Here is a 15,691-nt window from a genome sequence, read left to right on the forward strand (position 1 = left end):
GGCTGTCGGCCTCCGGGCTGCGGGCCGCGAGCGGGCTGCGGGCCGACGGGTGCTGCCCGCTCGGTGAACGGTCAGAACAATGGCATACGACACATGTGCGGCCTGCGGGTGGCGCCCGAGTGGACCAGTCCCGGGCCGCACCCTATAGTTGAACATGCTTCGGCGTTGGTCGTGCTTGACACCCGGCTCCGAAGAGACGCGCAAGTGGCGGAATTGGTAGACGCGCACGGTTCAGGTCCGTGTGCCTTCGCGGGCGTGGGGGTTCAAGTCCCCCCTTGCGCACAGATGAGGCCCCGGCCCGATCAGCAGATCGGGCCGGGGCCTTCCGCATGTCCGGCAGTGGGAACTGGCCGGTCAGCCGTCTGCGCTGGGATCAGCCCATTGCCTTCATCATGTACTCCATCACCTTGGGCTCCTTCTGGCCGCAGGTCACGAGGGCGGTCATCATCTGCTCCTCGTTGCCGGGCTTGCTCGGCAGGTCCTCGCCCTTGGAGATCGCCACCTTCGACTCATCGGACAGGTGCGGGTAGATCTCTTCGCTGAAGCAGGTGAAGAACCGGTCGAACTGCTCGTCGGTGATGCCGGCTTCCTTCATCTCGTCGAGCGAACCGTCCTCAGCAGAATTCGCCCGCACCTGCTTCACGGTCAAGGCGATGAACTCCTCCTTCGACGGCACGTCCTTCGGATCCACCGTCTTCGCGGACGCATCATCCTTGTCATCGTCAGCGTCATCGTCATCGTCGGCGTCATCGGTGGGGGCGCCGGGGCTGGTCGACGCCTTCGTGTCAGTGGGGCCGCCATCGGAGGCGTCGGTGTCATCGCTCGGGTCCGCTGACTCGTCGGAGTTCGCGTCGTCGGTCTTCTCGCTGGGCTTCTCCGGCGGCGCGGTGGTCGCCGGCGACGATGCGGGCTCCGTGGTGCTTTCACCCTCGGTGCTGGAGCTGCCGCAGGCGGCGAGGCTGATGGTGAGCACGGCGGCGGCGCCGACGGATGCCAGACGGGCGGTGATCCTTCGAGTGCGCATGGCACCCTCCTCGTGGTTGATGCCGGGCCCGGTGCCCGGCGCATGGTTCCAGCGTAGAGAGGATGCGGCGTCCCGTCAGCGGGTCGCCGGGTGGAGGAGTGCCCATCGCGCCGTCATTGCGTCACCAGGTCGATGGCGCAGGCGTCGATCGCGTTCTCCACGAGGGTGTTGTCCTCCTCGGAGATGGTGGCGTACTTCTCACTCTCCTTGTTGGAGATGATCTGGAGGGTCTCGTCGGAGACGTCGTCGTAGGTCTTGTCGGCAACGCAGCGCCACGTGTCGTCCATGTCCTTCTGCGTCAGGCCGTTCTTCTTCAGCTCCTCCTGCGAGGGCGTGAACGTCCGCATCGTCTCCACGAACCCGTCGGTGTACTCCTGCTTGCTGACGCGCCGCGCAGCGCCGCTGTTCGCCGACGCCGACTCGGACGGGGACGCGGCCGGGCTGGAGGGGGACGCGGCGGGGCTGGACGGGGAGTCCGACGGGGACGCGGAATCCGTCGGCTTCTGAGGGGAGGTCGACGCCGGCGCGGGCGACGCCGACGGCGACGGGTCCTCACCACCGGCGGTGAGGGAGCCGATGGCGCCGCAGCCGGTGAGGGAGGCGCACAGCAGCGCACCGGCGGTGAGGAACAGCGCGGAGGAGCGGGGGCGGAGGGGGAGAGTTATGGGGACATCCTGTCGGTGAGTGCCGCGGCGACAGTGCAGCAGCATGGGGAGGCCCGCACACACGGGTTGGAATGACAGTACCCCGCCCGGGCAGTGCCGAGCGGGGTACGTGTCGCAACGGGGGGCGTCGGCGCCGGTCAGGTGACCGGGCCGATCAGCGGATCGGACCGGGGCCTTCCGCATGTGTGGGTGCGGGACCCGTTGGCGCGCGCTCGCCCTGCCCTTCACGAGGCCAGGCGCGGCAGGAGTCGGGTCATCCCTTCATCTCCTCCATCATGATCTTCAGCATCTCCGGGTCATCCTTCCCGCAGGTGACGAGGGCATTCATCATCACATCGTCCGAAGGCGGTTCGCCCGACGGGGTGTCACCGTTCATTATCGCGACCTTCGCCTCGTCCGACAGGTGCGGGTAGATCTCGTCGCTGAAGCAGGTGAAGAACCGGTCGAACTGCTCGTCGGTAATGCCGGTGGCCTTCATCTCCCCGAGGGCGCCGTCCTCCTCGGCGGAGGTGCGCAGCTCCTTCACCAGGTATGCGGAGAACTCATCCTTGGATGGGACGTCCTTCGGGTCCACCGGGGTTGGGGTGGCCTTGTCAGTGCCGCCGCCCTCGTCGGTTCCGGTGGTGCCGTCGAGGTCGTCACCGCGCGGGGGCTTAGCGCCGGTGGCGCGCTTCCCGTCGGCCGACGCGTCCTTGCGGTCGCCAGCGTCGGCTTCCTCAGCGGGGCTGGTCTCCTTCGGCGGGGAGGTGATGGTCGGCGTCGTCGTCGGCTCCTCCGTGCCCCGGCCTTCGGTGGTGGAGCCGCCGCAGGCGGCCAGGCTGATGGTGAGCACTGCCGCGGCGCCGACGGAGGCCAGACGTGCAGTGAGCGGTCGAGTACGCATCGCGTCCCCCTCTTCTCAGGTGCCGGGCCCACTGCCCGGCGTCTGTCCCCAGCCTAGAGACGACACAACGGGCAGTCACGCCGACAGCGGGTGCAGGAGTGCCCATGCGGCAGGCCCGTCAGGCTGGTGCCCGCCTGCGGTCAGGAGACCAGTTCGACGGCGCAGGCGTCGATCGCGTTCTCCACCAGGGTGTTGTCGGCGTCCGGGATGGTGGCGATCTTCTCGCCCTCTTCTGCGGCGATGATCGTCCGCGTCTCGACGGGGTCGGGGCCACATGACAGTACCCCGCCCGGGCAGTGCCGAGCGGGGTACGTGTCGCAACGGGGGCGTCGGCGCCGGTCAGGTGACTGGGCCGATCAGCCGGGTGGGGAGATCAGTTGCCGCCCTTGCCGGAGTCCTGGCCGTCACCGGGGGCCTGACCGTCACCGCCGGGTGCCTGGCCCTGGCCGCCCTGGTTCTGCTGGAGGGCCTTGTCCAGGCCGAGCTCCGAGACACAGGTCTGGGTGGCGGTGGCGAGCGCCTGCTGCTCCTCCTGGGTGACCTGCGCCGGGGTCTGCGGATCGCCGGTGGCCAGCGCCGCCTTCACCCCGTCGGACATCTCCGGGAAGGACTTCTCGGCGCTGCACTTCAGGAGGTCATCGACCTGCTTGTCGTTCAGGCCGGCGGCCTTCATCTGGTCCGCCATGCCCTGCGCCTTCATGATCTTGATGAAGCCGTCGGTGTAGTCCTCCTTGGAGGTGGGGCCGGCTGCGGCGCCGCCCGCGTCAGAAGCACCGCCCGCATCGGACGCGCCACCGGCATCCGACGCGCCACCGGCATCAGAGGCGCCGCCGGCATCGGATGCACCCCCGGCGTCAGACGCCCCAGCGTCCTGCGTGGTGTCCGCCGGCTGCGAGGACGACGAGCTCGACTCCGCGGGCTTCTCGTCCTTCTTGTCATCGCCGCACGCAGCCAGGCCGAGGGCCAGCAGGCCCGTAGCGCTCAGCGCGACGATCTTCTTGCCGTGGGTGCGGATGGTGGTGCTCAATTCGGTTCTCTCCTGTATCAGTGGATTGTTCCGGGAACGGGCCGACTGTTCCATGCCAGCCTGACCGTGCCATGAACAGAGTCTGGGCATCTGATCACGCCTCCCGCTGATGCGGGGACGGCCGGACCCCGGGCATAGAAGAACCCGTCGCCTCCCACAGGAAGAGAAAGGGGGAGGCCGACGGGTTCCGAGTTCGTGTCAGTGACCGTCGATGGCCCGGGTCAGCCGATGATCTTGGAGGCGCAGCCGTCGGCCGCCTTCTCCACAGCCTTGTAGTCCTCGTCACTGACCTTGGATTCGCCGTCGCCCTCGGCGATGAGCTTCTGGCCGCGGCTGGAGACGTTCGGCTTCACTTCCTTGGCGATGCAGGTGTAGAACTCGTCGATCTGCTCGTCCGTGATGCCGGACTCCTTGAGCTTGGCGCGGTCGAAGCCTTCGGCGGCCATCATCTTCTCCATGCCCTTGGCGAGCTCCGCCTCGGACGGCTCCGAGCCGCACGCGGCGAGGCTGCCGGCAAGGACGAGGCTGGCGCCCAGGGCGGCGATGGCGCGACGGGTGGTGGTGATCATGATGTTCTCCTTTGGGTTGAGGAGGTGGAAAAAGGGGATGGCCGGGATCAGCCGATGGTCTTGCTCACGCAGGTGTCGATCGCGGAGTTCAGCACCTTCTTCTCCTCCGGGGAAAGCGGGGCGTTGGAGTCACCGTCGGCGATGGCGCGCTTCAGCTTCGGGCTCAGCGACGGGGCGGACTCTTCGACAATGCACGTGAAGTAGTTGTCGATCTTCTCGTCCGAGATGCCGCTCTCCTTGAACTTCTCGCGGGAGTAGCCGGCCTCAGCGGTCATCTTCTCCATGCCCTTGGCCATCTCGTCAGTGCTCGGCTCCTTGTCGGGGTCCGCGGAGGAGTCATCCGTGGTGGGGGCCGCCGGGGTGGTCTCCGCCGGGGTGGTCTCCGCAGGAGTGGTCGCCTCCGGGGTGGACTCCTCAGGAGTCGTCGCCTCGGGAGTCGTCTCCTCCGGCGTGGTCTCTTCGGGGGTGGTCTCTTCGGGGGTGGTCTCTGCCGGGGCGGAGCTCTCCTCCGTGGGCTTGGCGTCGGTGTCCGAGTCCTGGTCGCCGCCGATGCCGAGGGCGCCGCAGCCGCTGAGGCTGAGGGCCAGGACTCCGATGGCGGCAAGAGAGGCGGCGCGGGCACGGGTGCTGCGGATGGTCTTCATGAGGGGCTCCTTATGAATCGGAAGGGCGGTGATGGCTACAACTGTTGCACCACTTGCGATTCCTGCCGATGGGGACATGTGACCCGCGCATGGGTACTTTGGTGAACAGTCGGTGACCAGGAGGTTCGCAGGGCGGCCCCGAACGTGCGGGCGACCTGCCCGAACACCCTGCGGGGCCGGCGTCCCCATGGGAGAATCGTCCCGGTCCATCACCGATGAGCGAAGGAGCCCCCGTGACCGCCACCGCCACCACCGGAACGTCCGTATTCGTCCGCGAGGATGAGGCTCTCTCCCGGGAGGCGGTGCAGTCCGTGGTGGACCAGCTGCCGCAGTGGCTCAGCACCCTCGGGGATCTGCGCCGCCTGTCCGGCCTGCAGGTCGCGATCTGGCACGACGGCGACATCGTCTTCGACTACGCGCAGGGCACTGCCGACCCCGAGACCGGCACCGAGCTGCTGCCCACCCATCGACTGCGCATCGCTTCGCATTCGAAGATGTTCACCGCCATCACCGTGATGCGGCTCGTGGAGCAGGGCCGCATGCGACTGGACGACGCCGTCGGCGACCTCGTGGACGACCTCGCCGACACCCCTGTCGCCGACCGCACCATCCGCGACCTCCTCTCCCACTCCGCGGGCCTCACCCGCGACAGCTCCGACTCCCGTTGGTGGGCGCTGCAGACCCCGTTCGCGGACCGCGCTCAGCTGATCGAGATCGCGCGCGACGGCGCCGTGGTCGCCGAGGCCGGCATCCACCTGCAGTACTCCAACATCGGCTACGGCTTCCTCGGCCTCGCCATCGAAGCGGTCACCGGCCAGTCGTTCGAGGACGCCGTCACCGACCTCGTCCTCGATCCCGTCACGGCGGAGGTGGAGCGCGACAGCGACCGCACCCTCCACCTGGGCGCCGATCTCCCGGAGGGCGCCGCCGGACCGGAGCAGGCCGACGGGTTCGCGTACGGCCACACGGGCCTCATCCACGGGGACCGCCGCGCTGTTGAGCAGATCAGCACCGGCGCACTCGCCGCCGCCACCGGCTTCTGGGCCACCGCCGCGTCCATCGCCGAGTTCACCGGCCGTGTCTTCACCGACAGCGCTCTGCTCACCGACCGGTCCCGCCGCGAAATGCGCCGCAAGGTGTGGACCCTGCGCGAAGGCGGGCACTACGGTCTCGGTCTCCAGCAGGGCCGCTTCCACGGCTTCACCGCCCTCGCCCACTCCGGTGGATTCCCCACGGGGCTGTCCCGCACCTGGGCAGTGCCCGCGTCGCGCCTGTGCGTCAGCGTCATCGGCACGTCCACGGACTCGCCGTCATCGGAGATCGCCGTCGGCATCCTGGGCCTGCTGGCGCTCGCCGCCGGGCGCCCCGCCCCCGACGCGGACATGTTCGAAAGCGCCGCCGCGGGCGGCGGAGCAGCCGTCGGCCGACCCCGCCCGAAGGAGCTCGCCGACCAGCCCTCCGTCACCATCGGCGGTGAGGAGATGACGGCGGAGCAGGTCGCGGGGATCGTTGAGGGCACGTACAGCGCGGGCTGGGGCCGCACCTGGGTGGCGCGCCTCGGCGACCGCCTGTTCGAGCTGCCCCTGTCCTCCTACGACCCCGCCGCCGGCGCCATCGAACTCGCTGTCACCGGCACCCGCCCGGACGCGATCCTCGACGGTGTCCCGTGCGTGGAGCTCACCACCTGGGGCGACACCGGGTACGGCTCCTACTTCGAGCCCGTTCTCGCTCGCGTCGAGAACGGCCGCTGCACCGGCCTCGTCGACACCGGGCAGGTGGCGGTCCCGAGCGAGGACTTCGAACTGCCCGAGCGGATCCGCGCCCCCAAGGCGTGACGGCCGGGTGGGGGCGTCGGCCGGTCACCACCGGACCCAGACGTCCCCATCCTCGCCATCGACGGCGACCGACTGGATCGACGCCGCCACCGGCGCCACTGTCGTCGACGAATCCGGGGTGGTCTGCCCCGCCCGGCGCCGACGCCACCCCGCCACATACTCGGGCTCCGGCACAGTCCGTGTCGCCTCCGGCAGCAGCACGGACGCCACGCACGCATTGAACGGGCGGGTCGCCACCGTATGGAATCGGCGACGCCCATCGTCACCGGGCTGACCCGCCCCCTCAGCGGCCGGCAGCACGGCCTCGATCGCCCACGCGTCATCGATCGCCAGAGGATGCGGCAGCAGCAGCTCCACCACCGTCAGCGACGTCCCCGGCACCGGCCACCATTCGCCCACCTGCGCGCCGTCGATCCGGATGGGTTCGCGCGACAGGTCAGCAGAGTCCACCGCGACGTGCACGCAGTTCATGTCCGCCAGCGACGACGTGAACGTGAGCCGCAGCGTGACGGTGGGTGCCGACGGGTCCCGCAGATCCAGCTCGGACAGCAGCATCAGCGGCCGGTGCCCCGGCATCGGCGTCACCGTGCACGCCCGCCGAGAATCCGCCATGACACGGCACAGGGTGGGGAAATGGTCATGGCAGGAGTGCTCCGCGAGCTCGGAGGACTCCACATCCAGCAGGGTGCTCAGACTGCCCGGCCGCAGCTGCAGCACCTCTTCGATCGTGGCCACCGCCCGGCGGGTCGAGCCGCGCGCCGGCGCACCCTCGCCCCTCGACCAGGTCCGCAGAGTCGGCGCCGACACCGATGCGCCGCGCTTCTTCAGCGCCTGCGCCAGGGACGCGTACGTGAACTCCCGCTCCGTCATCGCCGTGGCCAGCGCCTCCGCGAACGTGTCACGGCGAACGCCCATGTCAGCGGCAGGATCCGTCGGCCCCGTCGGCTCCGGGTGGTGCACCGCCTTCGTGTTCATCCGTCCCACTCCCACTCCATGCAGATGCCGCCGTTGGCGACGAACTCATCGGTGGTGACCAGCAGCAGGGCGCCGTCCTTCGAGTCGTCAAGGAACTCCGTCCCCTCCGGCTGGGAGGCCATGTTGTGCCGGCGGATCTTCGGCCTGCGCGGAGGGCAGTCCGGATGGAAGTGCAGCTCCATGCCCAACTGGCCGATCGCGTTCGTGGTGCGGACGTCGTACAGGGGCCTCGACCGCGGAGCGTCCAGCCGGCTCGGGGTCATCTCGTACTCCACGTACGCCATCTGCCCGCGCTCCAGCGGCTGATCGAGGATCAGCTCGAACACGGTCTGCCCCGATCCTTCGAACACGCGCTGCAGGCCGATGCGACCGCCCGCGCGCACGTTGACCCGATGCGGATTCCGATCACCGTGCGCATCCGGGAACGTGGCCTGCAGGGACCGCTCACCGCGCGCCGCCACCGCCTGGAAGATGTGGGTGCTGCGCGCACCCATGAACTGGCCGTTCTCGTTGTACCAGACAGTGCAGTGCATGAACGCGTTGCGCAGCTCCGGCGGGCCGTCCAGTCCCACCTCCCTGCGCACCTGCGCGTACTCCTCGCTATGGTTCAGCACTTCGGGACGGGTCTGGATCGACGCCCACCACGACTCCGACCCCTTCTCCACCTGCTGCTCCGCCGCCGTCAGATAGCCCGGCGGCGTGTCCAGGATCGACTCCAGTGCCTGCAGCGCGCGCAGCGACTGGTCGCGCCACGGCTTCGTGCGGCCCGTGCGCCACATGCTGAGAGTGGAGGCGGACACGCTGACGCCGTGCGACTTCAGATGCTCCCGCATCCGGTGCAGGCTCAGGTTCCGCCGCTGAACAGCGGCCTGGAAACGAGTCGGGAAGTCAGGGTCCGCCGGCAGGTCCAGTGGCAGCGGTTCATCGCCGGTGTTCAGGAACGGCGGCCGCGAATCAGGCGATGCCGACTTCGGATCCTGCACGACGAACCCCCTTGTTCCTGTTCGTTCCTGCTCGGCGGCCATCACTGCCGACGGATGCTCAGCGTGCCGTGGGCCGACGCATCACACCGTTTTCTACAGCGCTCAACCTACCACCGTGCCCGTGTCTGATTCGCGCAGTTCAGAGCATAACGGTGATCCGTGTCCATCACAGGGTGTTGGCACCCGTCGGCCGCCCTTCCTAGCCTGGAGGCACCAGCGAGACCGAACCCGTCGGCGCGCCCCACCGCCCGCCGACCCCGCGGCCCAAGGAGCCCCATCGTGCACACCCTCATCACCGGCGCCTCATCCGGCCTCGGCACCATCTTCGCGGACCGCTTCGCGCGCCGTGGCCACGACCTCATCCTCGTGGCCCGCCGCACCGACCGCCTCGAAGCCCTCGCCACCCGCCTTTCGAGCGGCTACGGCATCGACGTCCAGGTCATCGGCCAGGACCTCGCCCGCGAAGGCGCCCCCGAGGCGCTCATGACCGAGATCGAACGCCGCGGCCTCGAGGTCGATGTCCTCGTCAACAACGCCGGGTTCGCCACCATCCGCCCCGTCAAGGACTCCACCCCGGGCACGCTGGAGAAGCAGGTGCAGCTCAACTGCGTCACCCCCGTCGGGCTCGCAGCCCGCGTGCTGCCGGCGATGCGGGAGCGCGGCCGCGGCACCATCATCAACATCGCCTCCACCGGCGCGTACCAGCCGATCCCCGATATGGCGGTCTACGCGGCGTCGAAGTCGCTCGTGCTGTCGTTCAGCGAAGCGCTCTGGTACGAGGAGAAGAAGCACGGCATCCGCGTGCTCGCCGCCTGCCCCGGCCCGATGAACACCGAGTTCTTCGACAACGCGGAGGCGACCGGTCTCGCCCTGCCGATGCAGAGCCCCGACCATCTCGTGGACACCACGCTGAAGAAGCTCGATGGCAGCGCCCCCAGCTTCATCGACGGGTTCGCGAACACCGTGCTGGCGAAGGTGATCATCCCGCGGGCGCCGAAGAAGCTGGTGCTGAAGGTCGCGCACCGCATCGCCCTCGGCTGACCCTCTCGGGCGAGCGGCGCTCAGGGGGCCGACGGGTGCTCGCGCTGGCCTGGTTCCGCGACGATCTTCTCGGACGGCCACCAGGAGCTGAGCGCGATCGCCGCCCCGGCGCCCACCAGTGCCCCGCCGACGGTGTCCGACGGCCAATGAACCCCCAGGTAGATGCGGATCAGCGCCGTTGTCACCACCCACGCCGCCGCTGCGGCGATGAGGGCTGCGCGGGCGCGTCTGGTCCGGATGGCGCCGCACAGGACGAGAACAAGGACGATTGCCGTGACCAGCGACGCCGCACCCGTGGAATGACCCGACGGGAACGCCGGGCTCGTCTCGTGCACCAGGTGAAGGGTCTCCGGCGGCCGCTCCCGACCGAACACCTCCTTCAACCAGTCCGTGAGGACCCCCGCGCCCGACGTGGACGCGATGACCAGCAGGCCGGACCACCAGCGCCTCGTGGCCGCGACCAGGGCGATCACCGCGACCGCGGCGAGGGCCACACTGCCGAGCGGGCTCGCCAGCGGTGTGAACAGCTGCGCGATCCCCGTGAGGGCCGGAGTGCGGGCACTGATCGCCGCGGAGGACAGTACGTGGTCGACCTGCGCGAGTGCATTGGTGCGGGTGAGCAGGCCCATCAGGAGAGCCGCAGCGATCAGGGCGAGGCCGGTGAGCAGGCGCGCTGGGGAGAAGGCGGGGCTGGGACGAGCGGGGCGCGGCATGGACCCACCGTAGCCCGGTCAGAACGCGAACAGCCCCACACTCAGCGCGTTCGCCTTCACGGCGACGGCGAGGCGGGGGCGAGCGAATTGGGCGAGCTGGACGCGGGCACGCCCTACGCCACGGCCTTGGCGGCGAGGAACAGGTCGCCCGGCATCGCCCGATCCAGGCGCCACTGGATCTGCATCGGCTTCGACCCCGTCGCCGAGACGCACGTCGCCGTGCCGAGACAGGTGTACGGCTCCGTTCCGATGTCCCCCGTCTTCGTCTCACGCACGAACAGGACCACGGTCGAGGACCCGTCGGCATACCTCCTGCCGGTGGGGCTGTCCGCCCCCGTCAGCGACTGCGACTCCCAGTGCATCTCCTGCTGGTTCAGCGCATAGTCGCGGTACAGAGTGGACGGGGAGAAGTCTGCCTCCGACTTCTTCAGCGTGATCAGCAGGATGTCGGTGTTCAAGGCCCGCACGTACTTCACGCCCTCACGGATCGACCCGGGCTTCTCCGCATCGAGCGTCCCCACCCCGAGCCCCGCCAGGAGCTCCTCGCGGGTGTAGGCGGCGTGCGTGCACAGCGGCGACACCGCCCCCAAACGGCCCTCCAGCGCTCGTGGCACCGTGTCCATCTGCTCAGCGCGCACCTCGAAGATCTGCAGCAGCTCACCCACCACCGCCGGCAGAGACCGCAGGTGCTCCACGCCGGCAGCGACCGCCGCCTCCCGCGCCTGAACCGAATCGGTCGATCCATCCGACCCGGTGAACGCCTCCCCGTCAGGCCGGGTGAAACCGCCCGGGAAGAATGAGAACACCAGCATCGCCGCCGCCAGCTTCGTGGGTGCATCAGCTGCGGCGAGGTCCACCCGGTTCAGCAGCAGGTCGCGGTAGAGCCGTAGCCGCGCCGGGTCATCCACCGCCGTGAACGCCCGCACCCGCTGCAGCAGCCGTTCCTCCTCCGCGCTCGGCAACCGGATCAGGTCCGTGCCGAACGCCCAATCCGACACGCTCCGCCACGACGTCGACCGCTTCGACCCCTGATAGGTGCGCGTCGACGCCCGCGCCCCGTACACGTCCTCGAGCGTCCGATCCGCCTCCTCCAGGTACGCCCGCAGCGTCAGTCCTCCGGCGGAGGCGTCGGCCGCTGCGGCGGCATGACCGCGCACATCCGCCACCAGCTCCCGCGTGGTCATCTCCATCTGGGTGCGGATCGACTGCACCACGATGTCCTGCGCCGTCTCATCCAGCACGATCTCGCACCCCGGCGCCAGGAACGGGAAGCCCTTGCGCACCTGGTCCTCGAGGCGGCGCCGGCTCGTGCCCGTCAGCGCCCGGAACTTCAGATCGAAGCGGAACGACCGGTTCTGTTCACCGATGAAGTCCAGCACCGTCAGCAGCGCCTTGCCGTGACTGCGGCGCAGACCGCGCCCCAGCTGCTGCAGGAAGATCGTCGCCGACTGCGTGGGCCGCAGCATCAGGATCGTGTCGATCTGAGGAATGTCCAGGCCCTCATTGAACAGGTCAACCGCGAAGATGCACCGCAGATCCCCCGCGCGCAGGGCGTTCAGCGCATCCCGGCGCACCTCCTGCGGCGACTCACCCGACAGCGCCACCGACGCGATCCCCGCTTCGGTGAACACCTCGGCCATGAACTGCGCATGCGCCACGCTCACACAGAACCCGAGCGCCCGCATCCCGGCCACATCGGTCACCGTGGTGCGCAGCGCCTCGATCACCCGTGCCGCACGGTCCCGGTTGTGGGCGAGGATCTGCGCGAGCTGCTGCTCGTCGTACCGGCCGCGGGCGAAGCGCACCTGCGTCAGGTCGGTCCCGTCGGCCACCCCGAAGTAGTGGAACGGGACCAACAGGTCCTCTTCCAGCGCGTCCCACAGCCGCAGCTCGCTCGCGATCCGGCCGTCGAAGAACTCGGTCGCGACGCTGACCCCGTCGGCCCGCTCCGGTGTGGCCGTCAGCGCCAGCAGCTCCTCCGGCCGCAGGTGCTCGAGGACGCGGCGGTACGAGGAGGCGCTGGCGTGGTGGAACTCGTCCACCACCACCACCTGGAAGGCCGACGGGTCCACCTCGTTCACCAGGCGCGCCTTCGACAGGCTCTGGATCGACGCGAACACGTGCCGCCACCGCTGCGGCCGCTGCCCGCCCACCAGGACCTCCCCGAACGTGTCGTCCTTCAGCACCGTGCGGTACGTGCGGCGCGCCTGCTCGATGATCTCCTGCCGGTGCGCCACGAACAGCAGGGTGGGCCGCGGCCCACTCGGTGGGCAGAGCCGCAGGTAGTCGAGCGCGGCCAGGATCGTCTTGCCGGTGCCGGTCGCCGCCACCACCAGGTTCCGGTGCCGGTCATGCAGGGTGCGCTCCGCCTCCAGATGCTCCAGCATCCGCGCCTGATGCGGGTACGGGCGCACATCCACGTGCGCGGTGGTGATCGCCAGATCCTCGCGGGGCCGCGGCGCCGGCGCGCTGCGGACCGACTGCCGCGCGATCTCGGACGTCAGCAGGTCCAGGTCCCGCGCCGGATCGAACGGGACGAACTCGTCGGACTCCCAATACGTGGAGAACGCGGAGTCGAACTTCTCCAGCAGCCGCGGAGTCGCCGTGCTGGACAGCCGCACGTTCCACTCCAAGCCGTCCACCAGCGCCGCCGAGGACAGGTTCGACGACCCCACATACGCGGTGCTGAACCCGGTGCGGCGGTGGAACATCCACGCCTTCGCATGCAGCCGCGTGGTGTCCGCCGTGTACGAGACCCTCACCTGCGCGCCGTACTCCTGAGCCAGCCGCTGCACCGCGGTGGCGTCCGTGGCGCCCATATAGGTGGTGGTCAGAACCCGGATCGGGATGCCGCGCTCTCGGGCTCGCTTCAGGCTCGCGTGCAGGATCCGCAGCCCCGAGTGCTTGACGAAGGCGCACAGCAGGTCGATGCGGTCGGCGCTGTCGATCTCCTTGAGCAGCTGACTGGACAGGCTCGGATCGTGCTTCGCGTTGGTGAGCAGGGCGGCGTCCCGCAGCGGGATCTCCGGGTGCGGCGGTGCGGCGACGAGCGGGTCGGCGATGCTGCGCAGCAGGCGCGGCCCCGGCATGATCGTGGAGGCGGGGGCGCTGTCGCGGGCAGGGGCGGCGGCGTCGAGCAGGTCGAGGATGCGGTTGGCGAGGTCGATCTGGTCGCTGCTGTCCTTCATCTGGTCGAGGACGCGGTGCAGACGCTCCGCTACTTCCACGGTCAGCACATGTGCGGCGTCCGCGGCGTCCACGTCGGCGGGCTCCTCGACGCGCAGGCCGGCATCGCGGGCCTCCTGGATGAGGTGGAGGAGGCCGACGGTCTCCACGCGCTCGTAGAGCCCCGGGGTGAGGGCGGGTGCTGGGCGCGGGGAGGAGGCGGCTGGTGAGGCGCCCGTGGGGGCCGAAGGTTCCTGCATATCGGCAGCCTAGAGCCCCGCGCCCGCGCAACGGATCAGAACACGGTGCGGAACGCCGTCACGGCGATTGCGCCGAGCACCGCGGCGACCGGCAGCGTCACGATCCACGCGAGCGCGATCGGACGCATCATGCGCCAGTTCGCGGCCCGGTTCACCATGCCCACACCGAGCACGGCACCGATGAGGATGTGCGTGGAGGACACCGGCAGGCCCAGCTGCGAGGCGCCCATCACCACGGTTGCAGCGGCGAGCTCAGCAGCGAAGCCGGAGGACGGGTGCATCTTCGTCAGGCCCGACCCCACGGTCTGAATGACGTTGCGGCCGATGAACCACAGGCCCGCCACGAGCGCGATGCCGAACGCGACCAGCACCGGCAGCGGGATCAGGGCCTCTTCGCCCACCTCACCGGTGGCGAGGACGTCCAGCACCGCGGCGAACGGGCCGATGGCGTTGGCGATGTCGTTGGAGCCGTGCGAGAACGCGAACGCGCTCGCGGTGAACACCTGCATCCAGGCGAACAGGATGAACGTGGCTCGGGACAGGGAGCGGGTCTGCAGGCTGTTCGCGAACATGAACAGGGACATCCACGCGATCACAGCGACCATGGCCAGGCCGACGACGGCCTGGGTGGTGGTCGGTTCGAACCCGGTGTTCTTCAGCCCCTTGAACAGCAGCATCGCCGTGATCATGACGGCGCCGAACGCGCCCAGCAGCGGCACCCAGAAGGTGAGGGCGCGGTGGCTGCGGATGTCATCGACCTTGCGGTCCAGTTTGCGCATCGTGCGGTAGAACTGATGCTCCGCCTCCTCAGCGTCGAGGTCGACGTCCTCATCGATCGCCAGCTGGGCGCGTTCACGGGCGCTCATCGGGCGGTTGGAGTAGGCGAGGGCCTGCAGCGAGGTGATGCGGTCCACCTCTTCCTCATCGCCGCTCTCGAGCATCTGCTCCTTGACGGCGGCGAGGCGGCGGGTGGCCTTGCGGTTGTACAGCAGGATGTAGCGGCGGATGAACCAGAACAGGGCGTAGGCGACAATGCCGCCCAGCACCGGCGACAGCACCCAGCTCACCACGATCTGCACGATCTGGTCCCACTGCACCATCGACAGTCCGCCCGAATGGGTGGAGTAGCCGACCACGAGGGACGCACCCACGATGGCGCCGATGATCGAATGCGTGGTGGACACGGGCAGGCCGAACTTCGTGGCGACCAGCAGCCACACGGCGGCGCCGAACAGGGCCGCCATCATGATGTACACGAACTGCATCGGGTCTGCGGAGATCGGGCCGATGTCCACGATGCCGCTCTTCACGGTGTCGGTGACCTCACCGCCGGCGAGGAGCGCACCGGAGACCTCGAAGACGGCGGCGATCAGCAGTGCCTGCTTCATGGTGAGGGTGCCGGCGCCCACCGAGGTGCCGAACGAGTTGGCGACGTCATTGCCGCCGATGTTGAACGCCATGAACAGACCCAGCAGGATCGCCACGACGATGAGGATGCCGAACTGGCCGTTGGGCAGGTGCCCGCGGGTCCACAGCGTGAAGACGATGAGGGTGACGGCCATGAGCGAGCCGAAGGCGAGATGCCACCAGCGGTCGGCACCGAGGAAGCCCTGGTTCTCCGTGACGTCGGGCGCCGGAGCAGAAGTGGGAGACATTGACACACCAGATTCGTGGGAACGATATGCGAACAAAAGGCCACTTGCAGGCTAACGCTCCATGAACGTCTGTTGCAGAGCCGAGATGTTATCGAGACCTACCGCAAGACAACATCACAGCAATGGTGGACGGAAGGTTAACGGGGGTTCGTCATCGCTTCCGTGCGGCCGCTTTTGCAGGCCCGGCGCCGTTCACCACCATGCCGCCGCGGATCGTGAAGGGGTAGCACATGCCGTTGATGCCGGGTCCCA

13 protein-coding genes and 1 tRNA gene are annotated in these 15,691 nt (G+C 69.1%); 3 read left to right on the forward strand and 11 right to left on the reverse strand.

Annotation, left to right across the window (positions count from 1 at the left end):
• Positions 1-198: 198 nt before the first annotated feature.
• Positions 199-282 (forward strand) — tRNA-Leu (locus tag FHX50_RS10390).
• A gap of 91 nt (positions 283-373) precedes the next feature.
• Here the strand turns inward: FHX50_RS10390 and FHX50_RS10395 are convergent.
• The 6 genes from FHX50_RS10395 to FHX50_RS10420 form a co-directional block, all read right to left on the reverse strand.
• Positions 374-1,024 (reverse strand): RAD23 family protein, encoded by a 651-nt coding sequence (locus tag FHX50_RS10395; RefSeq protein ID WP_183377128.1) that lies wholly within the window; start codon positions 1,022-1,024, stop codon positions 374-376.
• A gap of 113 nt (positions 1,025-1,137) precedes the next feature.
• Complete coding sequence (locus tag FHX50_RS10400; protein ID WP_183377129.1) at positions 1,138-1,734, reverse strand: hypothetical protein; 597 nt, start codon at positions 1,732-1,734, stop codon at positions 1,138-1,140.
• A 208-nt stretch (positions 1,735-1,942) separates the two neighbouring features.
• Complete coding sequence (locus FHX50_RS10405) at positions 1,943-2,572, reverse strand: hypothetical protein (protein ID WP_183377130.1); 630 nt, start codon at positions 2,570-2,572, stop codon at positions 1,943-1,945.
• A 373-nt stretch (positions 2,573-2,945) separates the two neighbouring features.
• Complete coding sequence (locus FHX50_RS10410; RefSeq protein WP_183377131.1) at positions 2,946-3,599, reverse strand: hypothetical protein; 654 nt, start codon at positions 3,597-3,599, stop codon at positions 2,946-2,948.
• A 221-nt stretch (positions 3,600-3,820) separates the two neighbouring features.
• Entirely contained in the window at positions 3,821-4,168 is a 348-nt protein-coding gene (locus FHX50_RS10415) for a hypothetical protein (RefSeq protein WP_183377132.1), read from the reverse strand.
• 47 nt (positions 4,169-4,215) lie between these two features.
• Positions 4,216-4,812, reverse strand: coding sequence for a hypothetical protein (locus tag FHX50_RS10420; RefSeq protein ID WP_183377133.1), 597 nt, complete (start codon positions 4,810-4,812; stop codon positions 4,216-4,218).
• 233 nt (positions 4,813-5,045) lie between these two features.
• On the opposite strand from FHX50_RS10420, the gene FHX50_RS10425 reads away from it, so the two are divergent.
• Positions 5,046-6,647, forward strand: a complete 1,602-nt coding sequence (locus FHX50_RS10425) for a serine hydrolase domain-containing protein (protein WP_343064089.1) — start codon at positions 5,046-5,048, stop codon at positions 6,645-6,647.
• Positions 6,648-6,671: 24 nt separating this feature from the next.
• Here the strand turns inward: FHX50_RS10425 and FHX50_RS10430 are convergent, their stop codons facing one another.
• Together FHX50_RS10430 and FHX50_RS10435 are read right to left on the reverse strand one after the other, a co-directional pair.
• Positions 6,672-7,622: a hypothetical protein gene (locus FHX50_RS10430; protein ID WP_183377135.1), complete on the reverse strand. Its 951-nt coding sequence runs from the start codon at positions 7,620-7,622 to the stop codon at positions 6,672-6,674.
• On the reverse strand, positions 7,619-8,605 hold the full coding sequence (locus FHX50_RS10435; protein ID WP_183377136.1) for a helix-turn-helix domain-containing protein: 987 nt from the start codon (positions 8,603-8,605) through the stop codon (positions 7,619-7,621). Before FHX50_RS10435 ends, FHX50_RS10430 begins: the two co-directional genes overlap by 4 nt.
• A 279-nt stretch (positions 8,606-8,884) precedes the next feature.
• Here FHX50_RS10435 and FHX50_RS10440 point away from each other — a divergent pair, with 279 nt between their 5' ends.
• Positions 8,885-9,646: an SDR family NAD(P)-dependent oxidoreductase gene (locus tag FHX50_RS10440; protein WP_183377137.1), complete on the forward strand. Its 762-nt coding sequence runs from the start codon at positions 8,885-8,887 to the stop codon at positions 9,644-9,646.
• Between the two features lie 20 nt (positions 9,647-9,666).
• Here FHX50_RS10440 and FHX50_RS10445 read toward each other — a convergent pair whose 3' ends face one another.
• The 3 genes from FHX50_RS10445 to FHX50_RS10455 form a co-directional block, all read right to left on the reverse strand.
• Complete coding sequence (locus tag FHX50_RS10445; RefSeq protein WP_183377138.1) at positions 9,667-10,359, reverse strand: phosphatase PAP2 family protein; 693 nt, start codon at positions 10,357-10,359, stop codon at positions 9,667-9,669.
• A 113-nt stretch (positions 10,360-10,472) separates the two neighbouring features.
• Positions 10,473-13,784: a DEAD/DEAH box helicase gene (locus tag FHX50_RS10450; RefSeq protein WP_183377139.1), complete on the reverse strand. Its 3,312-nt coding sequence runs from the start codon at positions 13,782-13,784 to the stop codon at positions 10,473-10,475.
• 35 nt (positions 13,785-13,819) lie between these two features.
• The gene (locus FHX50_RS10455; RefSeq protein WP_183377140.1) at positions 13,820-15,439 is read right to left on the reverse strand and encodes an inorganic phosphate transporter; all 1,620 of its coding nucleotides are present in this window, start codon (positions 15,437-15,439) and stop codon (positions 13,820-13,822) included.
• Between the last annotated feature and the right edge of the window lie 252 nt (positions 15,440-15,691).

It is taken from the genome of Helcobacillus massiliensis (genome assembly GCF_014191425.1).
In the GTDB taxonomy this organism is placed as follows: Bacteria; Actinomycetota; Actinomycetes; order Actinomycetales; family Dermabacteraceae; genus Helcobacillus; species Helcobacillus massiliensis.